Annotated in this window: 9 protein-coding genes; 4 read left to right on the top strand and 5 right to left on the bottom strand. The window is 62.1% G+C overall.

All coding sequences use genetic code 11. The features are described 5' to 3' along the window. Positions 1 to 37 precede the first annotated feature (37 nt). From AC2FAN_RS01565 to AC2FAN_RS01580, 4 genes are all read right to left on the bottom strand, one after another. Entirely contained in the window at positions 38 to 1,387 is a 1,350-nt protein-coding gene (locus tag AC2FAN_RS01565) for an HlyD family type I secretion periplasmic adaptor subunit (protein ID WP_485172460.1), read from the bottom strand. 50 nt (positions 1,388 to 1,437) lie between these two features. Then, a complete protein-coding gene (locus AC2FAN_RS01570) occupies positions 1,438 to 4,080 on the bottom strand; it encodes a calcium-binding protein (protein WP_485172461.1) in 2,643 nt (880 codons plus the stop codon). Then, positions 4,077 to 5,873, bottom strand: a complete 1,797-nt coding sequence (locus AC2FAN_RS01575) for a type I secretion system permease/ATPase (protein WP_485172462.1) — start codon at positions 5,871 to 5,873, stop codon at positions 4,077 to 4,079. The genes AC2FAN_RS01570 and AC2FAN_RS01575 overlap by 4 nt, the downstream gene beginning before the upstream one ends. 85 nt (positions 5,874 to 5,958) lie before the next feature. After that, the gene (locus AC2FAN_RS01580; protein ID WP_485172463.1) at positions 5,959 to 15,129 is read right to left on the bottom strand and encodes a peroxidase family protein; all 9,171 of its coding nucleotides are present in this window, start codon (positions 15,127 to 15,129) and stop codon (positions 5,959 to 5,961) included. 479 nt (positions 15,130 to 15,608) lie between these two features. Between AC2FAN_RS01580 and AC2FAN_RS01585 the strand changes: the two genes are divergently transcribed. Further along, positions 15,609 to 17,099 carry a sensor histidine kinase gene (locus AC2FAN_RS01585; protein ID WP_485172464.1) on the top strand — a complete coding sequence of 497 codons (1,491 nt, stop codon included), beginning with the start codon at positions 15,609 to 15,611 and terminating at the stop codon, positions 17,097 to 17,099. Positions 17,100 to 17,106: 7 nt separating this feature from the next. Here the strand turns inward: AC2FAN_RS01585 and AC2FAN_RS01590 are convergent, their stop codons facing one another. Then, positions 17,107 to 17,832: a response regulator gene (locus AC2FAN_RS01590; protein WP_485172465.1), complete on the bottom strand. Its 726-nt coding sequence runs from the start codon at positions 17,830 to 17,832 to the stop codon at positions 17,107 to 17,109. 195 nt (positions 17,833 to 18,027) lie between these two features. Between AC2FAN_RS01590 and AC2FAN_RS01595 the strand changes: the two genes are divergently transcribed. The 3 genes from AC2FAN_RS01595 to AC2FAN_RS01605 all read left to right on the top strand — a co-directional run bounded on the left by AC2FAN_RS01595 (position 18,028) and on the right by AC2FAN_RS01605 (position 20,366). Continuing rightward, the gene (locus tag AC2FAN_RS01595; protein ID WP_476808084.1) at positions 18,028 to 19,374 is read left to right on the top strand and encodes an Nramp family divalent metal transporter; all 1,347 of its coding nucleotides are present in this window, start codon (positions 18,028 to 18,030) and stop codon (positions 19,372 to 19,374) included. 265 nt (positions 19,375 to 19,639) lie between these two features. After that, on the top strand, positions 19,640 to 19,939 hold the full coding sequence (locus AC2FAN_RS01600) for a PRC-barrel domain containing protein (RefSeq protein WP_485172466.1): 300 nt from the start codon (positions 19,640 to 19,642) through the stop codon (positions 19,937 to 19,939). Positions 19,940 to 20,108: 169 nt separating this feature from the next. Continuing rightward, on the top strand, positions 20,109 to 20,366 hold the full coding sequence (locus AC2FAN_RS01605; RefSeq protein WP_485172467.1) for a hypothetical protein: 258 nt from the start codon (positions 20,109 to 20,111) through the stop codon (positions 20,364 to 20,366). The last annotated feature ends 153 nt before the right edge of the window (positions 20,367 to 20,519 follow it).

A 20,519-nucleotide genomic window follows, 5' to 3' on the forward strand; every position in this document is an offset into this window, starting at 1 on the left:
GTTACGTTGCTTCAGTTCACTCGCAGGTGAATAGAACTCAGCGCTCCAGGAACATCCGGCTCGCATGGTCGGTGAAAGGCTTGGTCAGGAACGAGAGCGCCTTGCGCTCTTCGGTAGTGATCATCACCTCGACCGGCATTCCCGGCAGGAGCTTGCGGTCGCCGAGCACCGCGATATCCCCTTCGATCTGGACCTCGCATGTATAGTAGTTTTGGCCGGTCGCGGGATCTTTCGTCGTGGCCGGCGAGACATGGCTGACCCTGCCGGGAATTTCGGGCGTCATGTTGCGATTAAAGGCTGAGAAGCGCAGACGCGCGGCCTGACCGGGTTTGACCTGGTCGATATCAGCCGGTGCGATACGGACCTCGATCGTCAGTTTTGCCCCGATGGGAACGATGGTGGCGAGCCGCGCAGCCGGCGTGATGACGCCGCCGATGGTGAAGATCGTCATCTCGTTGATCGTCCCGGCGATTGGGGAGCGGATCTCGGTGCGTGACAGCCGGTCTTCGCCGGCGACGCGGCGGTCCTGCAGCTCCGACAGCTTGGCTTCGACCAGACGCAGTTCGCGCTGCGCCTCCGTCCGCGCGGTGTCGTTGATGGAGATGATCTGCAGCCGGGTTTCGCTGATGCGAAGCTTGGCACGCGCGAGCGTCGCCTCGATCTCCCCGCGCTCACCGAGCAGCCGCGCCCATTCCCGGTTGATGTTGAAGACCTTTGAGCCATCGATATAGCCCTTCTGGAAGAGCCCGAGAAACTTCGTGCGCTCCATCTCGACGAGCCTGAGCTCCTCGGATTTGGCGACATGCCGCGCTTGTAGCCCCTTGATCTCCTCCCCGGACTGGACGATGCCGATCTCGAGCTGCTCCTTGCGGCTTTCCCGATTGGTTCTGTTCCCCTCGAACAGACGCGTCTCGCCCTTGATGATCTCAGCGGCTTCCTCGGAAAAGGCGGCGAGAGGGGAAGGGAAATCGACCTTGTCGAAACCGTCACGCTCGGCGACCAGCCTGGCGCCGCGGGCAAGATGCTCCGCCAGCTGAGAGCGGACGATCGACAGTTCCGCACGGGTCTGGACGTCCTCGAGCTGGAACAGAACCTGGCCCTCGCTGACGTTGTCGCCCTGCCTGACCGCGATCGACCGGATGATGCCGCCGTCGCGATGCTGCACCTCCTTGAGGTTCTGATCGACCTTGACCATTCCCTGGCCGAGAACCGCGCCATTGAGATTGGCCGATACAGCCCAGCCACCGAATCCGACCACGAGCAGCAACGCCAGCGCCACGCCGGAGGCAATGTGCGGACCGAGGCCGAAATCGGCCCGCCGTTCGGCCGCGCGAGCGCCTTTCTGTGCCTTGGCGAAGAGCTTGGCGTCGAAATTTTGGGCATTCATGACACGAACCCTCTCGGCGCCATAGCGAGCGGCGACCACACCACGCTGGATCAGTAATAATACAATTTGTGAGCACCATAGATTTCGATCGAGAAATCCTTTTCGTCCTGCTGCGCGACGAAGACATCGACAAAGGTCCTGTCGTCCTCCCCGATCTTTTCGATGCGGAAACGGAACGGGCGTCGGTCCTCGTCGGTGCCGTTATAGGTTTCGTTGAACGGGTCGATCTCGGTACCGCCAGCCTCGGCGTCGGAATGGACCTGGTATTGCTTGACGATGATGCGGTCGCCCTCCTCGAGATCGAGGATCTGGTGGATCAGGTCGTTATCGGCGGGAGCGGATACATCGAACTCGAACCGGTCATCGCCCCTGCCGCCCGTCACCGTCGCGCCCTTCGACCCCACGATGAAGTGGTCGTTTCCCTCGCCGCCGATCAGGGCTTCGAAATCGAGAACCGTATCCTCCCCGATCTCGATGCCAACGGCCCTGTTCTCCGTCAGGTCGACGGTTACGCCATCGCTCGTCTGGGAAAGATCGAGGGTGTCATGCCCCTCATCGCCATGGAGGCAATCGTCTTGCTGATCCAGTGAGGCAATCACGATATCGTTGCCCGATCCCGCTCTGACCGTATCACGGCCCATTCCTCCATCGAGCGTATCGTTCCCGTCCCCGCCCTCGACGATGTCATCGCCGTCCCCGGCGCGGACAACGTCGTCGCCATCGCCGCCGTCGACCTTATCGTCGCCGGATCCGGCAAACACGACATCGTCTCCGTTCCCTGCATCGACCTCGTCGTCGCCTGTGCCGGCATCGATGACATCACAGCCATCGCCGCCCACGACCTCGTCGTCGCCGGCGCCGGCGAGCAAGGTGTCGTTTCCTTCGCCGCCATCGGCGAGGTCGTCGCCCTCCCCGGCATCGACGAGGTCGTCGCCCCGACGACCGACGAGAACGTCGTTACCGGCCCCGCCCGAAAGCGTGTCGTCACCGTCGCCCCCGTCCAGACGATCGTCCCCCGCCTCGCCGAAGAGGGTGTCGTCGCCCTCCTCGCCGAACAGAAGGTCGGATCCAGCACCCGCCTTTGCGACGTCGTCGCCGCCGCCGAGCCGCATGACATCGCGTCCGGCGCCGAGCTGAACCAGTTCGACGCCAGCGCCGCCGAGCACCGTATTGTTGCCATCGGCGGCGCTGACGTGGTTCAGGCCGTTCCCGACCGAAATGATGTTATCGCCCGATCCGCCGTCAATCTCGCTGTCGCCGTCGCCGGTCGCGATGATGTCGTCGCCGGGACCGCCCGAGATAACATTGTTGCCAGGGCCGCTGCGGATATGGTCGTTGCCCGGGCCGCCATGCAGCTCGTTGTCGCCGGCGCCGCCGTCGATTGCATCGTCACCGGCCTCGCCGAAGATCGTGTCGTTGCCGTCGCCGCCCGAGAGTTCGTCGTTCCCCAGGCCGCCGACAAGAAGGTCGTCGCCAGCTTCGCCGAACAGGCGGTCGTCGCCGTCCTCGCCGTAAAGGCGGTCATTGCCGGCGCCGCCGAATAGGACATCCATGCCGGTGCCGCCATAGACGACGTCGTTACCGGCGCCGGCATAGACGATATCGTTGCCGGCACCCGCTATGATGTGGTCGTCGCCCGCGCCCCCGTGCACGATGTCGTTGCCGGCCCGCGCATCGACGGTGTCGTTCCCATCGCCGGCCCTGATCAGGTCGGCACAGTCCGTGCCGGTCAGCACGTCGTCACCGGCAGTGCCGTCCAGCTCCAGGATTTCGACCACCCGGAGTACCGCGACCTGCGAGACGGTCGCGATGCCATCGGTCACGCCGTAGCTCACGAAGACGGGGCCGTAATATCCGGCAGCCGGCCGGTATTGCCAGCCGTCTTCGGTCAGCTCGATCGTGCCTGACGACACCTGCAGGTTGCGGGCCGTCAGCGGATCGGCGTCGGCATCCGACGCGCCCACCAGCAACCCCGCCGCTGTCAGCAGCAATGTCTGACAGGCACCGATCTCGCCAAGCTGGACCGATTTCGCCAGGCGCGGGGATCGGTTACGGGTCGTTGGATCCTGCGGTCCAACCGGATCGGGATCGGGATCGGGCCCGTCGGGAGGATCATGCGGTTCGGGAACGAAGATCACCGGGTTGAAAGGCGCCACGACGACCGGCACCCGCGCGCCGCCCCCCTCGATCGGGACAAGAAGGGGGCTGCTCGACATGCTCGCGCCGCCGATCGTCTGCGAGCCCTCCGCGGTAAAACGGTTGTCGTTGCTGACCCGGTCCAGGCCGAATGCGATGGTTTCGCGCACGAAGGGCTGCAGGGGCAGCTGCTCATAGTCGATCGGCGGTGAATCGATGCCGAGGAAATCCACCAGCCCCGGCACCGGATCGCTCGCCGCGCCCGAGCCGAGTTCGTGGTCGTTCTTGTCCTCGGGAATCGAACCGGTTTCGTCCGGGTCGCCCTGAGGCTCCACCTCGCCGGCCGGCTGGGGTGCGGCCGCAGTGTCAACTGGGCCTGGCTCCGGTTCGGCCTGCGTCGAGGTCAGCGAGCGCAGATATGCGGCGACCGCCAGAACGATCACCGCGAGAGCGGCCGGCCAGCGTGACGGCGCGGGCTCTCCCTGCGCCTTCCGGTAGATTTCCTCAGCTGAGGGTGCGGAATTCCGAGCGGGCCGGAGCGCCTTGACCTCGATCATGCTGTCACCCTCCTGAGCGGACCAGCGCCCGCATCGATCCCGCTGGCGGCGGGCAGGCGTGGTTCGACCGGAACATCGGTCCCGGCGGGTGCGGGCTGCTTCTGTACGGGGTTGAGGATGGAGTCCCTGGGACCGAAGCCGGTAAGCTTGCCGCCCTGCACGACGCCGAGCAAATCGACCGCGACAAGTGCGCTCGGCCGGTGGGCGACGATGATCGCGATGCCGCCGCGCGCCTTGATGCCTTCTATCGCCCTCGTCAGGGCTGCCTCGCCCTCACTGTCGAGATTGGAGTTCGGCTCGTCCAGCACGACCAGGAAGGGATTGCCATAGAGCGCGCGGGCCAGGCCAATGCGCTGGCGCTGGCCGGCCGAAAGCGCGGTGCCCTGCGGGCCCAGCCGCGTCTGATATCCTTCCGGCAGCTTCACGATCATGTCGTGGATGCCGGCTGCGGTCGCTGCGGCCACGATGGCGGCCGGGTCGAGATCCGGCGCAAGCCGCGAGATGTTATCGCCGATGCTGGCGTCGAGCAGGCTCACCTCCTGCGGCAGATAACCGAGATGGCGGCCAATCGCATCCTCGGGCCATTGCTCCAGATTCGCGCCGTCGAGCCGAACCGAGCCGCGCAGGCACGGCCAGATGCCGGTGAGCGCGCGAACCAGGGTGGTCTTGCCGCCGCCGCTGACGCCGATGATGCCAAGTGCCTTGCCCGCGGTCAGCTCGAAACTGACCTCGCTCAGCAGCACCTGGCCGGATCCCGGCGCGGCGACCGTGATACGATCGACCCCGAGGGATCGGTGCGGTGCGGGCAGCTCCATCGGCTCGACCGCCTTGCTCAGCGCCACCACGGTCTCGCGCAGCCGCCCGAAGGCGAGGCGCGCGGCGACGAAGGATTTCCAGTTGCCGATCGCCTGGTCCACTGGCGCGAGCGCCCGCGCAGAGGCGACCGACGCGGCGATGATCGCGCCCGCGGAAAGCTCGCCCTTGATGGTGAGGAAGGCGCCGAGGCCGAGGGTCGCCGATTGCAGGATCATGCGCAGGACGCGCGCGACTGCGCCGAAGGTCCCGCCGAGATCGCTGGCACTGGTCTGCAGCGCCAAGTGCTCACGATTCACACGGTCGAAGCGTGCCACCGCGCGGCCGGAGAAGCCCATGGCCCGCACGACCTCGGCGTTGCGGGCATGGGTCTCGGCCATCGCATTGCGGGCGATCGCGGCCTGGCGCGAGCTGCTGCTCAGCCTCCGCGCCAGAATCTCGCTCAGGAGCGTCAGCAGAGACAGCACCACGGCGCCGCCCAATGTCAACGCGCCCAGCCAAGGGTGCAGGAAATACACGAAGGCCAGATAGAGCGGGATCCAGGGCAGGTCGAACAGGGTCGCCGGACCCTGGCTGCCGAGAAAGCCGCGCACCGTGTCGACGTCGCGGCCGCGCTCGAGTGCCTCCGTGCTGGAGAAGCCGAAACGCGGCATATCGAGCGCGACGCGATGGGCGAGTGGCGCGATATCTTTGTCGAGCCGCGCGCCGATCCGGATCAGGACCTGCGACCGGACAATGTCGAAGCCGCCCTGGAACAGATACAGGCCGATTGCGAGGATGGAGAGGGCGGCGAGCGTCTGAACACTGCCGCTGGTCAGCGCGCGGTCATAGACCTGCAGCATATAGAACGAGCCGGTCAGCGCGAGGATGTTGATCAAGCCGGAGATCAGGAACAGGAACAATGCGACCTGGCGGAAATCCCGGGTCAGCACGGCTCCGTCGCGTTTGCGGGCTTCGGTAAGACGGGCAGAGGAGGCCATGGCAGCGCGCCCTTGATCTTAGCGGTGAAGGAAAGTGGAGAAGGCGGGCGGACCACGCGGCCCGCCCGCCGGCCTTCGTTCACATTCACAAGACGAAGTTGTTTGCGTTCAGGTTGTGGCTGCCCTTGAGCTCGATGCGGAACTCCTCCGCCGCGTCGCCGCCGACATTGCCGCTCACAACCGTGTAGGCGACGCCTTCCCGCTCCTCGTAGGACACCATCAACTGTGCCGCCGCATCGAAGGCAGGCCCATTGACGAGCGTGAAGTTCTGGTTGCCCGCCACCCCACTATTGGCATCCATGCCGGACAGATCCAGGCGATCTCCGGGCTGGAAGTCGAGGATAGTGTCGCCATCCGCGCTCTCGACATCGGAGAAGCGGAAGACGTCATCGCCGGCGCCGCCCTCCATCACATTCACCGCGCGACTTGCGGTGATCGTGTCGTTTCCGGAGCCGGTCGCGACGTTCTCGATGTGCCACAGCGTGTCGCTGCCGCTCTGGCTGCTGACGGCGCTGCCGCGCCCCAGCATGCCATTGCCGAGATCCACCGTCAGATTGGCGCTGATCGCCGACAGATCGAGCGTGTCGACACCGTTGCCGCCATCGATCTCGTCGCCGTAATAGGTGTCGTTGCCGTCACCCACCTCGCCGACGAACAGGTCGTTGCCGGCCCCGCCGAAGGCAGCATCATCGCCCGCTCCGGCATTGATGACGTCGTTGCCGCCCTGGCCGAAGAGCCTGTCGGCTCCGGCCTCGCCATTGACCAGATCAGCGTCCGCTCCGGCGAAGACATGGTCGTCGCCCGAGCCGCCATGCACCGTGTCGCGACCCGCGCCACCGTCGACGAAATCGGCGCCCTCGCCACCGGAGATCGCATCGTCCCCGGCTTCGCCGATGAGGACATCGTCACCGGCCAGGCCGATGATGCTGTCGCCGCCGCTCGTGCCGAGCAGGACATCGCCCGAGGCCGTCCCGACGCGGACGTTGCTGCCACCCGTCGGCGTGGGAGCCGGCGTACCCGCATCATCGTCGTCAGCGTCGCAATCGTCATCGTCGTCGTCGTCATGATCATCGTCATCTTCGTCTTCGTCTTCTTCATCGCCGGAGCCGAATTGCGGCATCCCATCGCCGGCGGTGAAGCAGATGCTATGTGTCGGACTCGTCATGGTGGTCACGCCGTTCGCGTCGGTCGTGATCTCGTAGTCCTCCGGCGCCGCGCCGTCGGGCAGCTCGATCACGTCCTGCGGCCGCAACGTCCCAACGATGGTGTCGTTGCCGCCATTGGAGCGGAACACGATGCGGTGCGCCGAGGTCAGGGCCGAAATGTCGACAGTGTCGTCGCCGGCCGCACCATCGATCGTGATGGTGTTGAGGCGCAGGCTCGTGGTCGAGAAGTCGCCGATGATCTCGAAGCTGTCGTTGCCGGCGAGACCGCCAGTTCCCGAAGGATCGGCGCCGTTGATGCGAATTTCTTCGATCTCGCTGAGTTCGGCGATCACGGAAGCGGCATCGGTGCCGTTGCGGGTAACGACGATCTCAGTGGCCGCCAACAGCGCCGCTGCCGGATTGAGCGCCGCGAATTCGGCCCTCGTATAGAGGCGGTAGGTTTCGGCCGAAGCATTGCCGACGATCGAGAAGGTGTCGCCGGCGCCGCCTTCGGTGCCGCCGTCGACTACGTCCCTGCCATCGGTCGGGCCGGAGGCATTGGCATTCCAGACGATCGTATCGTCGCCGTTGCCGCCATTGACGGTGTCCACACCGGCATTGAGGCCGGGAATGGTCGCGTTGACGATGAAGTTGTCGATAAAGACGTTGTCGCCGCCATCCCAGTCGCCATTTACCTGGAAACGGATCGCGGATTGCGGCCCGATTTGCTGCGCCGACAGGGCCACCGAGAAGTTGGTATTGGTCGAATTGAGCACGCCACCGGCCAGGTTCTGCCAACTATTGCTGGTGTGATTCCAGGCTTGGACGGTCACGTTCTCCGTGCCGGTGACGCTGCCGTCGCCGGTAAAGGCAAACTGCACCGTCGCCGAGGTTGCGCCAGTCAGGTTGAAGGCGCGCTGGATCCATTCGCCGCCATCAAGGTTCTCGTTGAACTGCAAGCGACCGCCCTCGATGGAGATATCGCCACCGGTGGCACTGGTGGTCTCGCCACCGCCTTCGGCCCAGTCTCCGGCGAAGGAGATTGTGCCATTATTGTTCGAATAGGCCTCGGTGCCGAAGCTGTCGACAAAGGCGCCGTTGTTGCTGCCGATCCCGCCCAAGAGCGTGTCATTGCCGTCGCCGCCATTGAGGATGTCGGCACCTTCGCCACCATTGACGACGTCATTGCCGCCATTGGCGTTGACGGTGTCATTGCCGCCATTGGCATTGAACGTTTCGGAAGTGGTTCCCACGCCGTTGAGCGTATTGGCGTTGTTGTCGCCGTTGATCGTGCTAGTGGGCGCGGCGCCGGCCAGGATGAAGTCGAGCGCGCTGACGCCGACCGCGGTTGCACCGGTGCCGGAGACCGTGGCCTCGACCTCTTCGAGGCGGATGGTCCCGAGGACCACGCCACCGGCAATGCCGCCGGCATCATAGATCGTGATCAGGGTATCGTCCGTCGCACCGTCTTCGATATCGGCGATGGTCACCCGTTGGGCGAAGTTCGCTGCCGTGATCCCCAGGGCGCTGATATTGATCAGGTCCTGGTTGGCGGCGGTGCCACCGACCGAGTCGAAGCTGTTGATGATGTCGGCGCCGAAGCCCGCAGCGTTGTAGACGACGGTGTTGAAGCCGCCGCCGACATCGATGGTGTCGTTGCCGGCACCACCGATGATGGTGTCGTTGTCGTCGCCACCGTTGATCGTGTCATTGCCGTCCCCGCCATCGAGCAGGTCATTGCCGTCGCTGCCATTGAGCGTGTCGGTACCACCGGCACCGAACAGCTCGTTGTTCGCGTTATTGCCGTTGATGACATTGTTGGCGGCGTTGCCTGTCCCTCTGACTGCCGTGTCGTTGAGGTCGAGATTCTCGACATTGGCGCCGAGCGTGAAATCGACGCTGGATTCAACGAGATCGGTACCGCCGACCACGAGGTCCGTATTGGTTTCGGTCACCACATCGCCGGCATCGTCGACGAAGTAGGTGTCGTTGCCATCGCCGCCGATCATGGTGTCGGCACCGAGGCCACCCCGGAGGATGTCGATGCCGCCGAGCCCGCTCAGCGTATCGTTGAGGTCGCCGCCGGTGATGTCATTGTTGCCGGCATTGCCGGTGCCGACAAAGGCTCCCGCATCGGCCCCGCGATAGACGAGGTTTTCGACATTGGCCATGGCTGCCATGGACAGCTCGGTCATGAAGGTTTCGACCGTGTCCGTGCCTTCGCCGGCAGCTTCCACCACCACGTCGAGCAGGTCGTCGACGCCGTAGGTATCATTGCCGAGGCCGCCGACCAGCGTGTCGCCGCCACCCGCTCCGACGAGGTCGAGAGCATCCGGATCGCCTGTATCGCGGGCATCGAGGTCGTCATTGCCCGCGCCGCCGACGAGCAGGTCGTCGCCGAGGCCGCCGACGAGATCGTCATTGTCGCCGCCGCTGAAGATCAGGTCATTGCCGAGACCGCCGGTTATGGCGTCATTGTCCGCGTCCTCACCAGCGATGAAATTATTGGCGGTGGAGGCCGCGAGGTTGACGGTGCGCGTCCCGCCGGTCGGATCCGCCCGGCTGACGGCATAGTCGCCGACCAGCTGATAGCCATTGAAGAAGGCGCCATTGAAGTTGATGAGCTCGATGCCCGTCTCCGCGGTGGTGCCGGTATAGTGGCCATTCACGGTGATGGACTGCTGCGTGCCGGTGGGCAGCGTGTAGTTGATCACCAGATTGCCGTTCTCATTGCCTGTATTGCTGTCAAAGGCATTGAGGGCGTTGATGGTCAGGATCGGCAGGCCATCCACATCGAAGCCCGTGCTGGGGGCCAGGATGGAAATCTTGTCTGCCGTGCCTGCGCCTACGCCGCCGGCTTCGTTGATGACGTCGATGCCGTCACCGAGGCCGAACGAATAGGTGTCGTTGCCGGCCCCACCATTGAGCGTGTCGCCGGCGACAGCACCGCTGCCCACAGTGGTGCGGGTAATAGCCAGGGTGTCGATCGAGACAAACTCGTTTCCTTCTAGCGTGCTGGTGACAAAGCGGATCGCCGCATTTGCCGTGAAGGGACCAGTACCGACGAGAGCGAGATTGATATTGCGCGCCGCCAGGGACGACGTGCTGTTGATAGTGTCGACCAAGATGAAGTCGGCATCGAGGCCGCTCCGCGAGAAATAGACCCTGACAGCGTCGTCGTCTGGTGCGGCGTCAAGGCTGTTTCCGCCGGTGCTGCGGCCCACGGTGTAGGTCAGAGTGGCTGCAATTGCATCGGCAAGGTTGACGGTGCGCTGGATCTGGCCGCCATCCCCGGCATTGAACCGTAGGTTGTCCTGACCATCATCGAGGCGAATCTGGCCGGTAGTTGGGCTGCCTGTCGGTTGGCCGCCGGGCGCGTTGCCGTCGCCGGCTTCTGTCCAAGGCGTCGTCCAAGCGGTATTGCCGTTGGAGTTGGCGAAGCTGCTAGTGTTGAAATTGTCCTGGAAGGTCACGGTCGTTAGGGCAGCGACCGCGCCATCGGCGCCGCCCACCAGGATATCGTTGCCGCCATTGCCGTTGAGAACGTCGGAGCCGGCAAGGCCGAGGATCAGGTCGTCGGCCGCCGTGCCGTTGAGCACGGGCTGGTTGAGCGGAGCCGCACCCTGCGGGGCAAGGCCATTGTCGCTATAGGGCGTGCCCACGATGATGTTGAGTGCGCCGCCGCCGGCGAACTCCACCTTTTCGATGTTGCGCAGCTTGTCGGTGCCATCGAGCGAGTCTTCGACGGCATGCGAAACGACGATCTGCCCATCCGCCGTGGCCGAGAAGGCATATTCGCCGCGGGCGCCCTGGAACCGCGCGATGTCCACGTCGCCGCTCGTCGTGTCCGTCTTGATCGTGCGGACGATGCCGAGCTGGCCGGGATTGATCGAGCCGTTGAACATGCTCGCGGCTAGCGTCGTCATGCTGTTGTGATAGGCGATCGGCGTGCCGGTCCGCTCGGTGGTCGCATAGACGGCGATCTGCACGTCGAGCCACTTGTCGCCGTCGATGATGTCATCGCCGGCATTGCCCTGGATGATGTCGCTGCCGTCGCCGCCGAGGATGATGTCGCCGGCATTGAAGACAACGGTGCCGGCCGCCATTGCGGTGACCTGCGCAGGAGTAAGACCCAAGACTTCGGCAAGGCCAGAGATCAGCGCCAGGCTTTCCTTGGTCAATTGGCTACCGCGATAGCCTTCCTGGCCGGTCGTTCCATCAGGAGCATTGGGGTCGAAGGGCAGGCGTTCCGAGCCCAGGGCATTGGAGCCGCCGAGCACGTCGTTGTATTTCGAGCCCGACAAACCTTCCATGGACGCATATTCGTCGAGGGCGGCATTCGCCGGCAGCGTCGGGGCTTCGTCGAAGACGATGGGCCGCGACAGGTCGGCATTGATGCCGAAAGTGCTGTCCTTGTAGGTCGCCCAGTCATAGCCCGACATGCCGGCCATTTTGCCGCGGCCGGTGCTGCCCACCATGATGTCGTCGCCGCCTTCGCCGATGAATTCGTCGAAGCCGCCATCGCCGAGGAACACGTCGTGTCCGTCGATGCCGTCATGGGCGAAGACCTCGTCGAAATTGTCGCCGGGGGCGCCGTCGAAGGTGCCGGTTTCGATCCAGTCGTCGCCCTCGTTGCCGAGGATGCGTTCGGCATTGCGGTTGCCATAGATGAAGTCGTTGCCGGTGCCGGCGAACACTTCCGAGCCCATGTCGGTGCCGAGGAAGATGAAGTCCTGGCCGTCATTGCCCATGACGAGGTCGAGGCCCGGGCCGGCATGCACGACGTCATTGCCCTTGCCTGCCTTGATGTTGTCGTCGCCGCCCATGTCCTTGATGATGTCGTCGCCGTCACCACCATTGAGGATATCGTTGCCGAAACCGCCTTCGATGATGTCGTTGCCGCCGTCGCCATAGACGGTATCGTCGCCGATGCCGGCAATCAGGACGTCATTGCCCGAGGGATTGAACGTATTGCCCGGATCGGTTCCGCCGAGCACGACGTGGTCGCTGCCATTGTATTTGAGATAGTTGGTGTCAGTGCCTGCCGTCGCCGGATTATTGCGGACGACCAGTTGGGTCAGGATGCCGGTACCGGTCGGGTCAATGCCCAGATTGTCGGCGCTCTCGTCGATATCGGTCGTCAGAGGATTGTCTTCGACAATGCCGTCGGCGCCCCCGCTTTCGCCCAGGCCCGGATTGTACTGCCGGCGCTGGTCGATCTCGAGGATGAGGCCGGGCGTCGAGAACACGTCCGATGGCAGGTGCGTCGCGTCGGTATTGCGCATCATCATGGCGGCGAAGGAATTGTTCTCCATTTCGCCGAAGAGATGCAGGCCGTCGAGGCGCTGCAGGTAGTAGAAGCGGTCCCCGCTCTGCAGCAGTTCCATCTGTGCTTCGAAGACGAAGTTGAAGGTGGCGCCGAGCATGCCTCCGAAGGGCATGATCTTTTCGGCAAGGCCGCCGATCCAGAGATCGATATTCTCGAGGCCGCCCAGGTTCGCGGCATAGATGCCGGTGCCGTTGAGGAATGCCTCCGCATCGGTCGGCATGACGAAGGCCGGATCAGCGGCGAATTTGCCGAAGGGCGTGCCGAAGATCAGCGTCATCGCGGCGTCGCGCTTGCCTTCGGCCGTCGTTTCGCCGGTGATCAGCGAATGCGTGCCGTAGGCCGCCACGAAGTTGATGATCGAGGCTTCGTGCTTGAGGTTGCCCGCAAAGTCGATCCAGCTCGTATAGGGCGTCAGGAGGGCATCCTGGTTGGTCATCTCGAAGAAGGTGCGGCGCGCTTCATTGAGCGAGGGCACGCCGACGTCACGGCCACGGGCGAGGTTGATGGTGGCGAGATCGAGCGGCAGGCCGAGCAGGTTGTTGCGCAGCGCGCTGGTGATGAACTCGTCGATCTCGTTGCCGACCTGGCGGGTCATGCCACGGATGATCGCGCCCGCTGCAATTCCGTCGTCGACGCCATCGGTGCTGGTAAAGGCGGTGGGATTGAGGAAGCCCTGGATCAGGCTGATGTGGTTGGGATTGAAGTTCGGGTCGAACTGGTCGATCGACTCGGTCAGCATGGAGTGGCCGAAGCGATAGACCACATGCGCGAACTCGGCGAAGATCGTCGGGTCCATCATCGTATCGAAGCCATCGGGCACCAGGAACACGTTGATGTTGGGCTGGACCTTGCGGGCGAATTCTTCGAACACCAGGTGCTGGTATTGCATTTCGGTGCCGAACTTGGCCGCCTGGAAGATGCGTTCGCCATCCCAGGTGAAGCTGTCGAGCAGGGCCTTGAGGGCCACGGCGTCGGTCGGCAGTGTCGCCGGCAGGGCGTTGAGCTGCGCCTGGGTGATGTCGACCACGAGCCATTCATTGATGAAGGCCAGGTCCTTGCTCTCGAGCACCGTCGCCTTGGTGTGTTCGGCGAGGCGGTTGTGTTCGGAGTGGAACACGTGGTGGACGGCCGTCAGGCCGATGTTTTCATTGGCGCGACCGTCGCCGGCGACGAAGTGGGCGTCGAGCAGCTCGTTGTCATAGACGCCCGGTTCGTTGCCGGGATTGTCGAGCCCGATGGTGATGTCGCCGTCAGCCAGTCCGGTCGGCACTGCATTATGGGCAATGTCGGCGAGGAAGGCGTGGTTGAGCCGGACCGCCTCGGTCGGGACCGCCGGTGCAACGACGTCGAACAGGTTGGAGGGATTGACCGGATTGGCGAGATTGCCTTCGACCGTGAGGTCGTCACCGGTGTTTGGAATCCCGTCCAGACCGATATTGTAGATGATCTGCGGAAGGCCGTTCGGGCCCGGGATGAAATTGCCATAGGGGTCGGTGCGCAGCAGCGGCACCTTGCCCACATCGTTGTCGGTCAATTCGATGCCGAGCAGGGTCGCGGCCTGCGCCTTGACTTCGCCCCAGGTGGCCATGCCGCCATTGGCGCCTTCGATCAGGTGGCCGGTCGAAACCGGGCCGCCGGCGGTCGCTGCATATTGGCGCAGGAAGACCTGGTGCGAGGGGTGCGAGGTATAGGTCTGGTTCTGGTCGACATAGGCGGTCGTGGTATTGACCGGGCGCACGTCATCCGCCGTACCCAGCTGCCCGTCCGGGCCGGCCGAAACAGTGGCGCGGGTCAGAACCATGAAATTGGTGGTGCTGCCCTGGACATAAAGCGGATCGTCGGGGCTGAGCGGAATCATCACGGTGCCGCTGCCGCCTTTGTTGACGAGATCGAGGCCATGGTCGAAGAACTGGCCGAAGAGGGTAAACCAGGAGTTGAACGGAGCCGAAAGGCCTTCGTCTGGCGCGAAATTCGGGATGTGGACGTTGATGCCGTCCAGCGCGATGCCGTTCTCGGTCAGCAGTTCGAAGAGGCCATTGCCGGTCGGCGCTGGCCCGGCGGCGACATCGATAGCCGCCTTTGCCGCATCGAGGGCGAGCCGCGCCGCATCGGCGGCGTCCTGCAGGGCCTCGTTGCCTGGGCTGGCTGCTGCTGCTGCGGCGGCCGAAGCTTCAGCGCGCGCGGCTTCCTCGAATGTCTTGAAAAGCGGCTTGAGTGGAACGTAGAGCGCGGCAATCTGGCCGGTGATCACCATGCCAGGATCTTCAACCCCGGCATTCTGAAGAGCTGTCAGGATGGCAGCCGGGTTGGAGAGCGTCTGGTCGACCAACAGATTGCTGATCACACGCACATAGGGGTCGATGACATCGCTCGGGCCGGCGCGATTGCCGATGGTGATCGGGCCATTCGGTCCGGGAACCTGCATGGTCGGTCCGTCATTGTCGACGCCGGGCCGATATAGCATCGGAACGGGGCCAGCAGGGCCAGCGCCATCCGGGTCCACCATGATCGTGCGGAAGGTCGGATTCATCAGCTCGTTGAACGGCGTATCGGACGCGCCCCACTTTTCCTGGCCGGGAAGCAGGTGATTGTAGGAGCCGTCGACGGTGCGAAGCCCCCAGGAGAGGTTGTAGGTCGGAATCGATCCACCGGGTCCAAACAGCGGCTTTGCCGGGTTGCCCGGATCGCCGGTCGAGATGCCCTGCCGGAACGCAGCGTCAGCCTCAGCGATCTTGATCTGCTTGAGGATGAAGTCCAGGTCGCTCTTGATGTAGGTTACCATCGTACTTATCCCCAATGTTATGGACACCAAGCGCAACTTCGCGCGAACTGAGCTTTAACAGGGCATCGACGCTGCATTTATTCGAACGGGGCTTCGGTCTTCTCGAAACATGACGAATAGACCGCAATGCGACGCTCATGATCTCAGCGAGTATCATTGTACTGGGGCGCGTTTGTTCATAGATCGGAAGGTCCAGCCAAAGAGTGAGACTTTGGTCCGTATTCCCAGGCGACCTTTTTCGGCTCGATGCGAAGATCGGCAGGGTCGACAACACGTCATGTTGCGCTGCGAATTCACAATCGCAATCGCAATAAATCGCGTCCCGAAACATGATTACAACGCCATGTCAGCACGCTGCCGGGCAACGGCATCAATGCTGTCGTCCGCATGTCGCCATTTCATTCCGATTTGTTGTAGATTTCGTCCCAGATTCGCTGGATGAGTGATTGTTAGGTCTGCGGCCACAAAATGGATCACGGATGGGCAAGCCTACTGATGGAAAGCTCGAAAAAAACCCGGTGACCGTAGAAGGACGCGGGCAAGCGGTTTCCAGTGTTCAAAAGCTTGCGCGCTGGCTGGCGGCGCTGAGCCCATTTGTGAGGCCCTGGCGCGCCCTCAGCTTGGAGCGCAAATTCTTGCTCACTGCCACACTAGCCATCGTGTTATCGATGGTGACGTTGGGTTACTGGGTCGAAAAGCGAATCCGCGTAGGTTGGATTCAGGGCATGGCGGAGACAGGCGCTCTTTATCTCGAGGGCTTTCTGGCGCATCATGTCCAGACGCTCGAAAATTCCCGGATCTTGCCCGCAGCGAGCCAAATCGAGATCCAGAACTTGCTGTCCAATACCCGCCTTGGTAACCGGGTCGCGATCATAAAGATCTGGGGGCTCGACGGAAATCTTATATACAGTACGAACAATTCAGATTCACATGAAAAACTTCATAGCGGCTACATCGATCGTATTAAAGACGGGCAAGTCGTTGTTGATGATGACACAGACGACCATGCTTCAGAATTAAAATCGATTAACATCACTCCGAGACTGATCGAAATTTATGCGCCTATATACAAAATGAATTCCAATAACATAATAGCCATCGGGGAATTCTATGAGTATGATAAATTTCTGATAAGTGAGATTAAAAGCGTCAAATACGGAACCTGGTTCCTGATATTCAATGTTTCAATCATAATTATTGTTCTTTTACATATAATCGTGAGTAAAACTGGCAAAACCATTGGAGACCAACAAGAATTGCTGGAAGCCAATTTTGCCCGCGCGGCCGAATTGGCAAAGAGAAACAACGCCCTGCGGCGCGCGGCAGATCGCGCTCGGCTCAATGCGACGGTCTTGAACGAGACATATCTCGCCAGCATTGGCGCGGATATCCATGACGGGCCCATCCAGGTGCTCAGCCTGATGATGCTTAAACTGCCTGATGCAAAGGCGAACGCAACTCAACCTGACGAACTGGGCATGGTGCGGAAGGATCTGGAGCCCCTGATCCAGCAAACGCTTGCAGATCTGCGTAATCTCTCCGCTGGGCTGGTGCTTCCCGAGGTCGAGAATCTGTCCCCGATGGAGACGATCGATCTGGCGATCACGCGGCACGAACACCAGACCGGAACCATGGTCCTGCGCAATCTCGAGGATTTGCCCGAGCGCGTCTCGCGCGCCATTCGGGTCTGCGCATATCGCGTGGTTCAGGAGGCCCTCAACAATTCCTACAAACATGCAGGAGGCCAGGGGCAACGGGTGTCCGCGCGTCGCAACGGCAAGATGCTGGAGATCGTGGTGACGGATATTGGCACGGCTCCGACATTGCAACGCCACCATCCCGCGCGCAGTGCGAAGCTCGGGTTGCAAGGCATGGACAGTCGCGTCAGGGCGCTCCGCGGCAGCCTGACCATCGCGCGGCTGGTCAACGGCGGGACCGAAGTTCGAGCAATTCTGCCGGTGCGTTCCTGATTCCGGCCTAAATCGATTTCTGCGGCCGCGGCGAAACGCGCATGCCCTCAAAAGCCGAGGGATTCAGCCGCTGTGCTGCGATCACCACTTCCAACCTGTTGCGTGCCTTCAGTTTCTGCATGAGAAGCGTCATATAGCCCTTGACGGTCTTCTCGCTGAGGGACAATGCGCTCGCAATTTCTCGGTTCTGCTTGCCGCACAAAAGCAGCCTGACGATCTGATCCTCCCGAACGCTGAGCTTCGCGCTCTCTGCGACCTGTCGGTCCAGCGCTTTACCGTGCAAGGCGCTGATCACTTTGGCGGCAAAGCAGGGAGTGATGTAAATCTCGCCCCGACACGTCATCTCGATGGCCTTGATCAGTTCATCGGCGCTGCTGCCTTTCAAGACATAGCCTTTGGCGCCCGCCTCAAGGGCTTGAATGGCATGGTCCGTGTTCGTCGAGGCCGTAAATACGACAATCTTCATGTCTGGCGCCGCTTTTGTAGCGTCTTTGATCGCCAGAAACGCGTCCCCCGGCATGTTCAGGTCGACTATCATCGCGTCAGGTCGGAATTTTTCTGTAATCGAATAGATGTCGCCCGCATTTGAGCCGGCTGCAGCCAATGAAAACCCGACATTTCGTTGCATGAGGGCCATAAGACCTTCCATTAAGAGTGGATGGTCGTCGACAACCGCGATCGATATTTTCCCCATATTCCCCTCATTTTTTAGCTTGCATTCACGACGCCGCATTTAGGAGTAACTGCAACACCATGATAAACGATTGAGTAATTGTCAAAATTATACGGATTTGCACTACGAAGTACCTCTTTATTGCCGTTATCTACCCCTGAGTAATAAGAATTCAACTTGCGAATCCTGAGAGCTGACATAGGCTGCTGTTGTTGCGTCATCTTTCCCCGGCGCAACGCCGAGGCCGACGGATTCATGACGGCGAATATTGGCCATCAGCCGAGAAAAATCGGTTGGCAACGCGCCCCGCGCGAACCTTCGCTTGTCGAGGCCTTTGCCTCGGTGCCATTGGGCCCCGGAGCGACATCGTGGCGAAGATTCCTCGCCTTTCTGGGGCCGGGGTACCTTGTTGCCGTAGGCTATATGGACCCTGGGAACTGGGCGACCGCCGTCGCCGGAGGATCCCGCTTCGGCTATGCGCTCCTCTTCGTCGCTTTGCTTTCGAACGTCATGGCGATCGTTCTGCAAGCGCTCTGCGCCCGACTCGCGATTGCGACTGGCCGCGATCTTGCGCAGGCCTGTCGGGACGCCTATCCGCCTTGGATAAGCGTGCCTCTTTGGGTGCTGGCGGAACTCGCCATTTGCGCGACCGACCTCGCCGAGGTGCTTGGAACAGCGATCGCGCTCAATCTGCTCTTCGGCCTGCCGATTGAGGTCGGCGTGGTACTGACCGCGCTCGATGTTTTCGTCGTGCTTTGGCTGCAGAACAAGGGCATTCGCTGGATCGAGGCTTTCATCATCACACTGCTCGGCGTGATTGCCATTTCCTTCGCCATCCAACTGGCGATGGCGAATCCGGACTGGCGCGAAGTGCTAGGTGGATTTGCCCCGAGCCGCGTAATCCTAACCGACCCTGATATGCTCTATCTGGCGCTCGGCATCATCGGCGCAACGGTCATGCCGCATAACCTTTATCTACATTCGGGCATCGTCCAGACTCGCGCCTACGGCCGTGAGGAGCGCGACCTCCGCGAGGCGCTTCGCTTCGCGACGATCGATTCCAGCGCCGCCTTGCTCTTCGCCTTTCTCGTCAACGCCTCGTTGCTCATCGTCGCCGCGGCGATATTCCACTCCGCCGGCCAGACCCACGTGGCCGAGTTGGAGCAGGCTTATAAGATCCTTACGCCGCTTCTGAACAGCGCAACTGCGCCGACACTCTTTGCGATCGCGCTCCTGTGCTGCGGCATAAATGCCAGCGTGACGGCGACCATGGCCGGGCAGATCGTGATGGAGGGCTTCATCGAGATCCGCTTGCCAACATGGCTGCGGCGCCTGGTAACCCGCCTCGTCGCCATTCTGCCCGCGGTGATCGTGCTGCAATTTTACGGCAACACCCGCACCACGGACCTCCTGATCTTGAGCCAGGTCGTATTGGCCCTGCAATTGCCTTTCGCTGTGACGCCGCTGGTGTTGCTGACAGCTTCACGCAAGAAGATGGGGGCTCTTGCACCGCCCCTCTGGCAGACAGGGCTGGCCAGCGCGATAGCGGTTGTGCTGATCGCGCTCAATCTGACGCTTGTCACGGGCATGGTGTTGCGGTGATACGCACCGCCCGCCCAGGAACCGGCTCATTTGGTGGGAGCGGGCGGATATCGATCAGGTCGGACTTTTGAACTGAGCAACTCGGCCGATCGATACCGGCTTTCAAAAATGCTTCTTCGAAATCGAATTCCTGGTCGTTCTTTCGATTCTCCTTCGATTCAAAAACTCTACCGAGACCAAGTCGGTCAGAACTTGATTGGCTCGGCGGCGGAACAGCGGTTGTCGCCACTCGTTCATTCCGCTCTGGGGAACGAGGAGGAAAATCATGGACCATTCGAAGCATGCGCGTCTCTCCGCTACCGAGCTCAACGCCGGCGTCCTCGAGGGGGCTGCGATCTATGGTCCAGGCGACGAAAAAATCGGCTCGGTCTCTCACATCCACGGCGTGGGGTCGGCGACCCAGGTTGTTGTAGACGTCGGTGGCTTTCTAGGGATCGGCGCAAAGCCTGTGTCGGTGGCTCTCGATCAGCTTGAGTTCATGCGAGACGAAGATGGCGATGTGCATGCCGTTACGAGTTGGACCAAGGACCAGCTCAAGGAGATGCCCGAGCATGTCGACCCATAAGGGCCAGGGATTTTCCGCAATCGCCGCAGTCTCGCTCGCGCGCGGCCGGGCCTTTTTGGCATCGACATTCGGTGGGGAAAGGTGTCTGATAATGGGGCCGTCGTCTCCATACCGCTTTTGGACATGACCGCGTGCGGCGCTTCCTGACTCGATTGAGCGGAGACACGCTATGATTACCGGAAATGGCTATCTGTACCTGCGCAATGGGCGCCGGGCTGAAGTTTCCTACGAGTTTGCGAGCAACGACGACGACCGTCGTGCCGGCCATCTTCTCTTCGATACGACGATATTCGACGACACCCTGTTTTGTCACAGGCTCATCTTGGGCTGCGAGGACGGCGAGGCCGTCGCGGTATCGATCTTGAACCGCGGCGATAGGCACCTCGCGGTCACAGGTCGTGTGCTCGCTCGGATTCAGTCTGCATAGGGACACGATTATCGCGCTGGACGATCCAGCCCGGCCACGCTTTCCTGCCTGGCACGGTCCTGACGGCCATTGCCGGAGTAGCGTGGGTGCCAGCTGATAGATGCTGACCGAATATGCCAGATAAGTCCACCTAGGCTCAGGACCTATTAATTT

Source organism: Allobosea sp. RIT-PG3_2 (genome assembly GCF_057321085.1).

What these genes read in the sequence shown, in the direction of transcription:
- AC2FAN_RS01605 (WP_485172467.1), top strand. Translation starts at nt 20,109, where the DNA reads ATGATTACCGGAAATGGCTATCTGTACCTGCGCAATGGGCGCCGGGCT.
- AC2FAN_RS01600 (WP_485172466.1), top strand. Translation starts at nt 19,640, where the DNA reads ATGGACCATTCGAAGCATGCGCGTCTCTCCGCTACCGAGCTCAACGCC.
- AC2FAN_RS01565 (WP_485172460.1), bottom strand. Translation starts at nt 1,387, where the DNA reads ATGAATGCCCAAAATTTCGACGCCAAGCTCTTCGCCAAGGCACAGAAA.
- AC2FAN_RS01595 (WP_476808084.1), top strand. Translation starts at nt 18,028, where the DNA reads ATGACGGCGAATATTGGCCATCAGCCGAGAAAAATCGGTTGGCAACGC.
- AC2FAN_RS01580 (WP_485172463.1), bottom strand. Translation starts at nt 15,129, where the DNA reads ATGGTAACCTACATCAAGAGCGACCTGGACTTCATCCTCAAGCAGATC.
- AC2FAN_RS01570 (WP_485172461.1), bottom strand. Translation starts at nt 4,080, where the DNA reads ATGATCGAGGTCAAGGCGCTCCGGCCCGCTCGGAATTCCGCACCCTCA.
- AC2FAN_RS01585 (WP_485172464.1), top strand. Translation starts at nt 15,609, where the DNA reads ATGGGCAAGCCTACTGATGGAAAGCTCGAAAAAAACCCGGTGACCGTA.
- AC2FAN_RS01590 (WP_485172465.1), bottom strand. Translation starts at nt 17,832, where the DNA reads ATGCGGCGTCGTGAATGCAAGCTAAAAAATGAGGGGAATATGGGGAAA.
- AC2FAN_RS01575 (WP_485172462.1), bottom strand. Translation starts at nt 5,873, where the DNA reads ATGGCCTCCTCTGCCCGTCTTACCGAAGCCCGCAAACGCGACGGAGCC.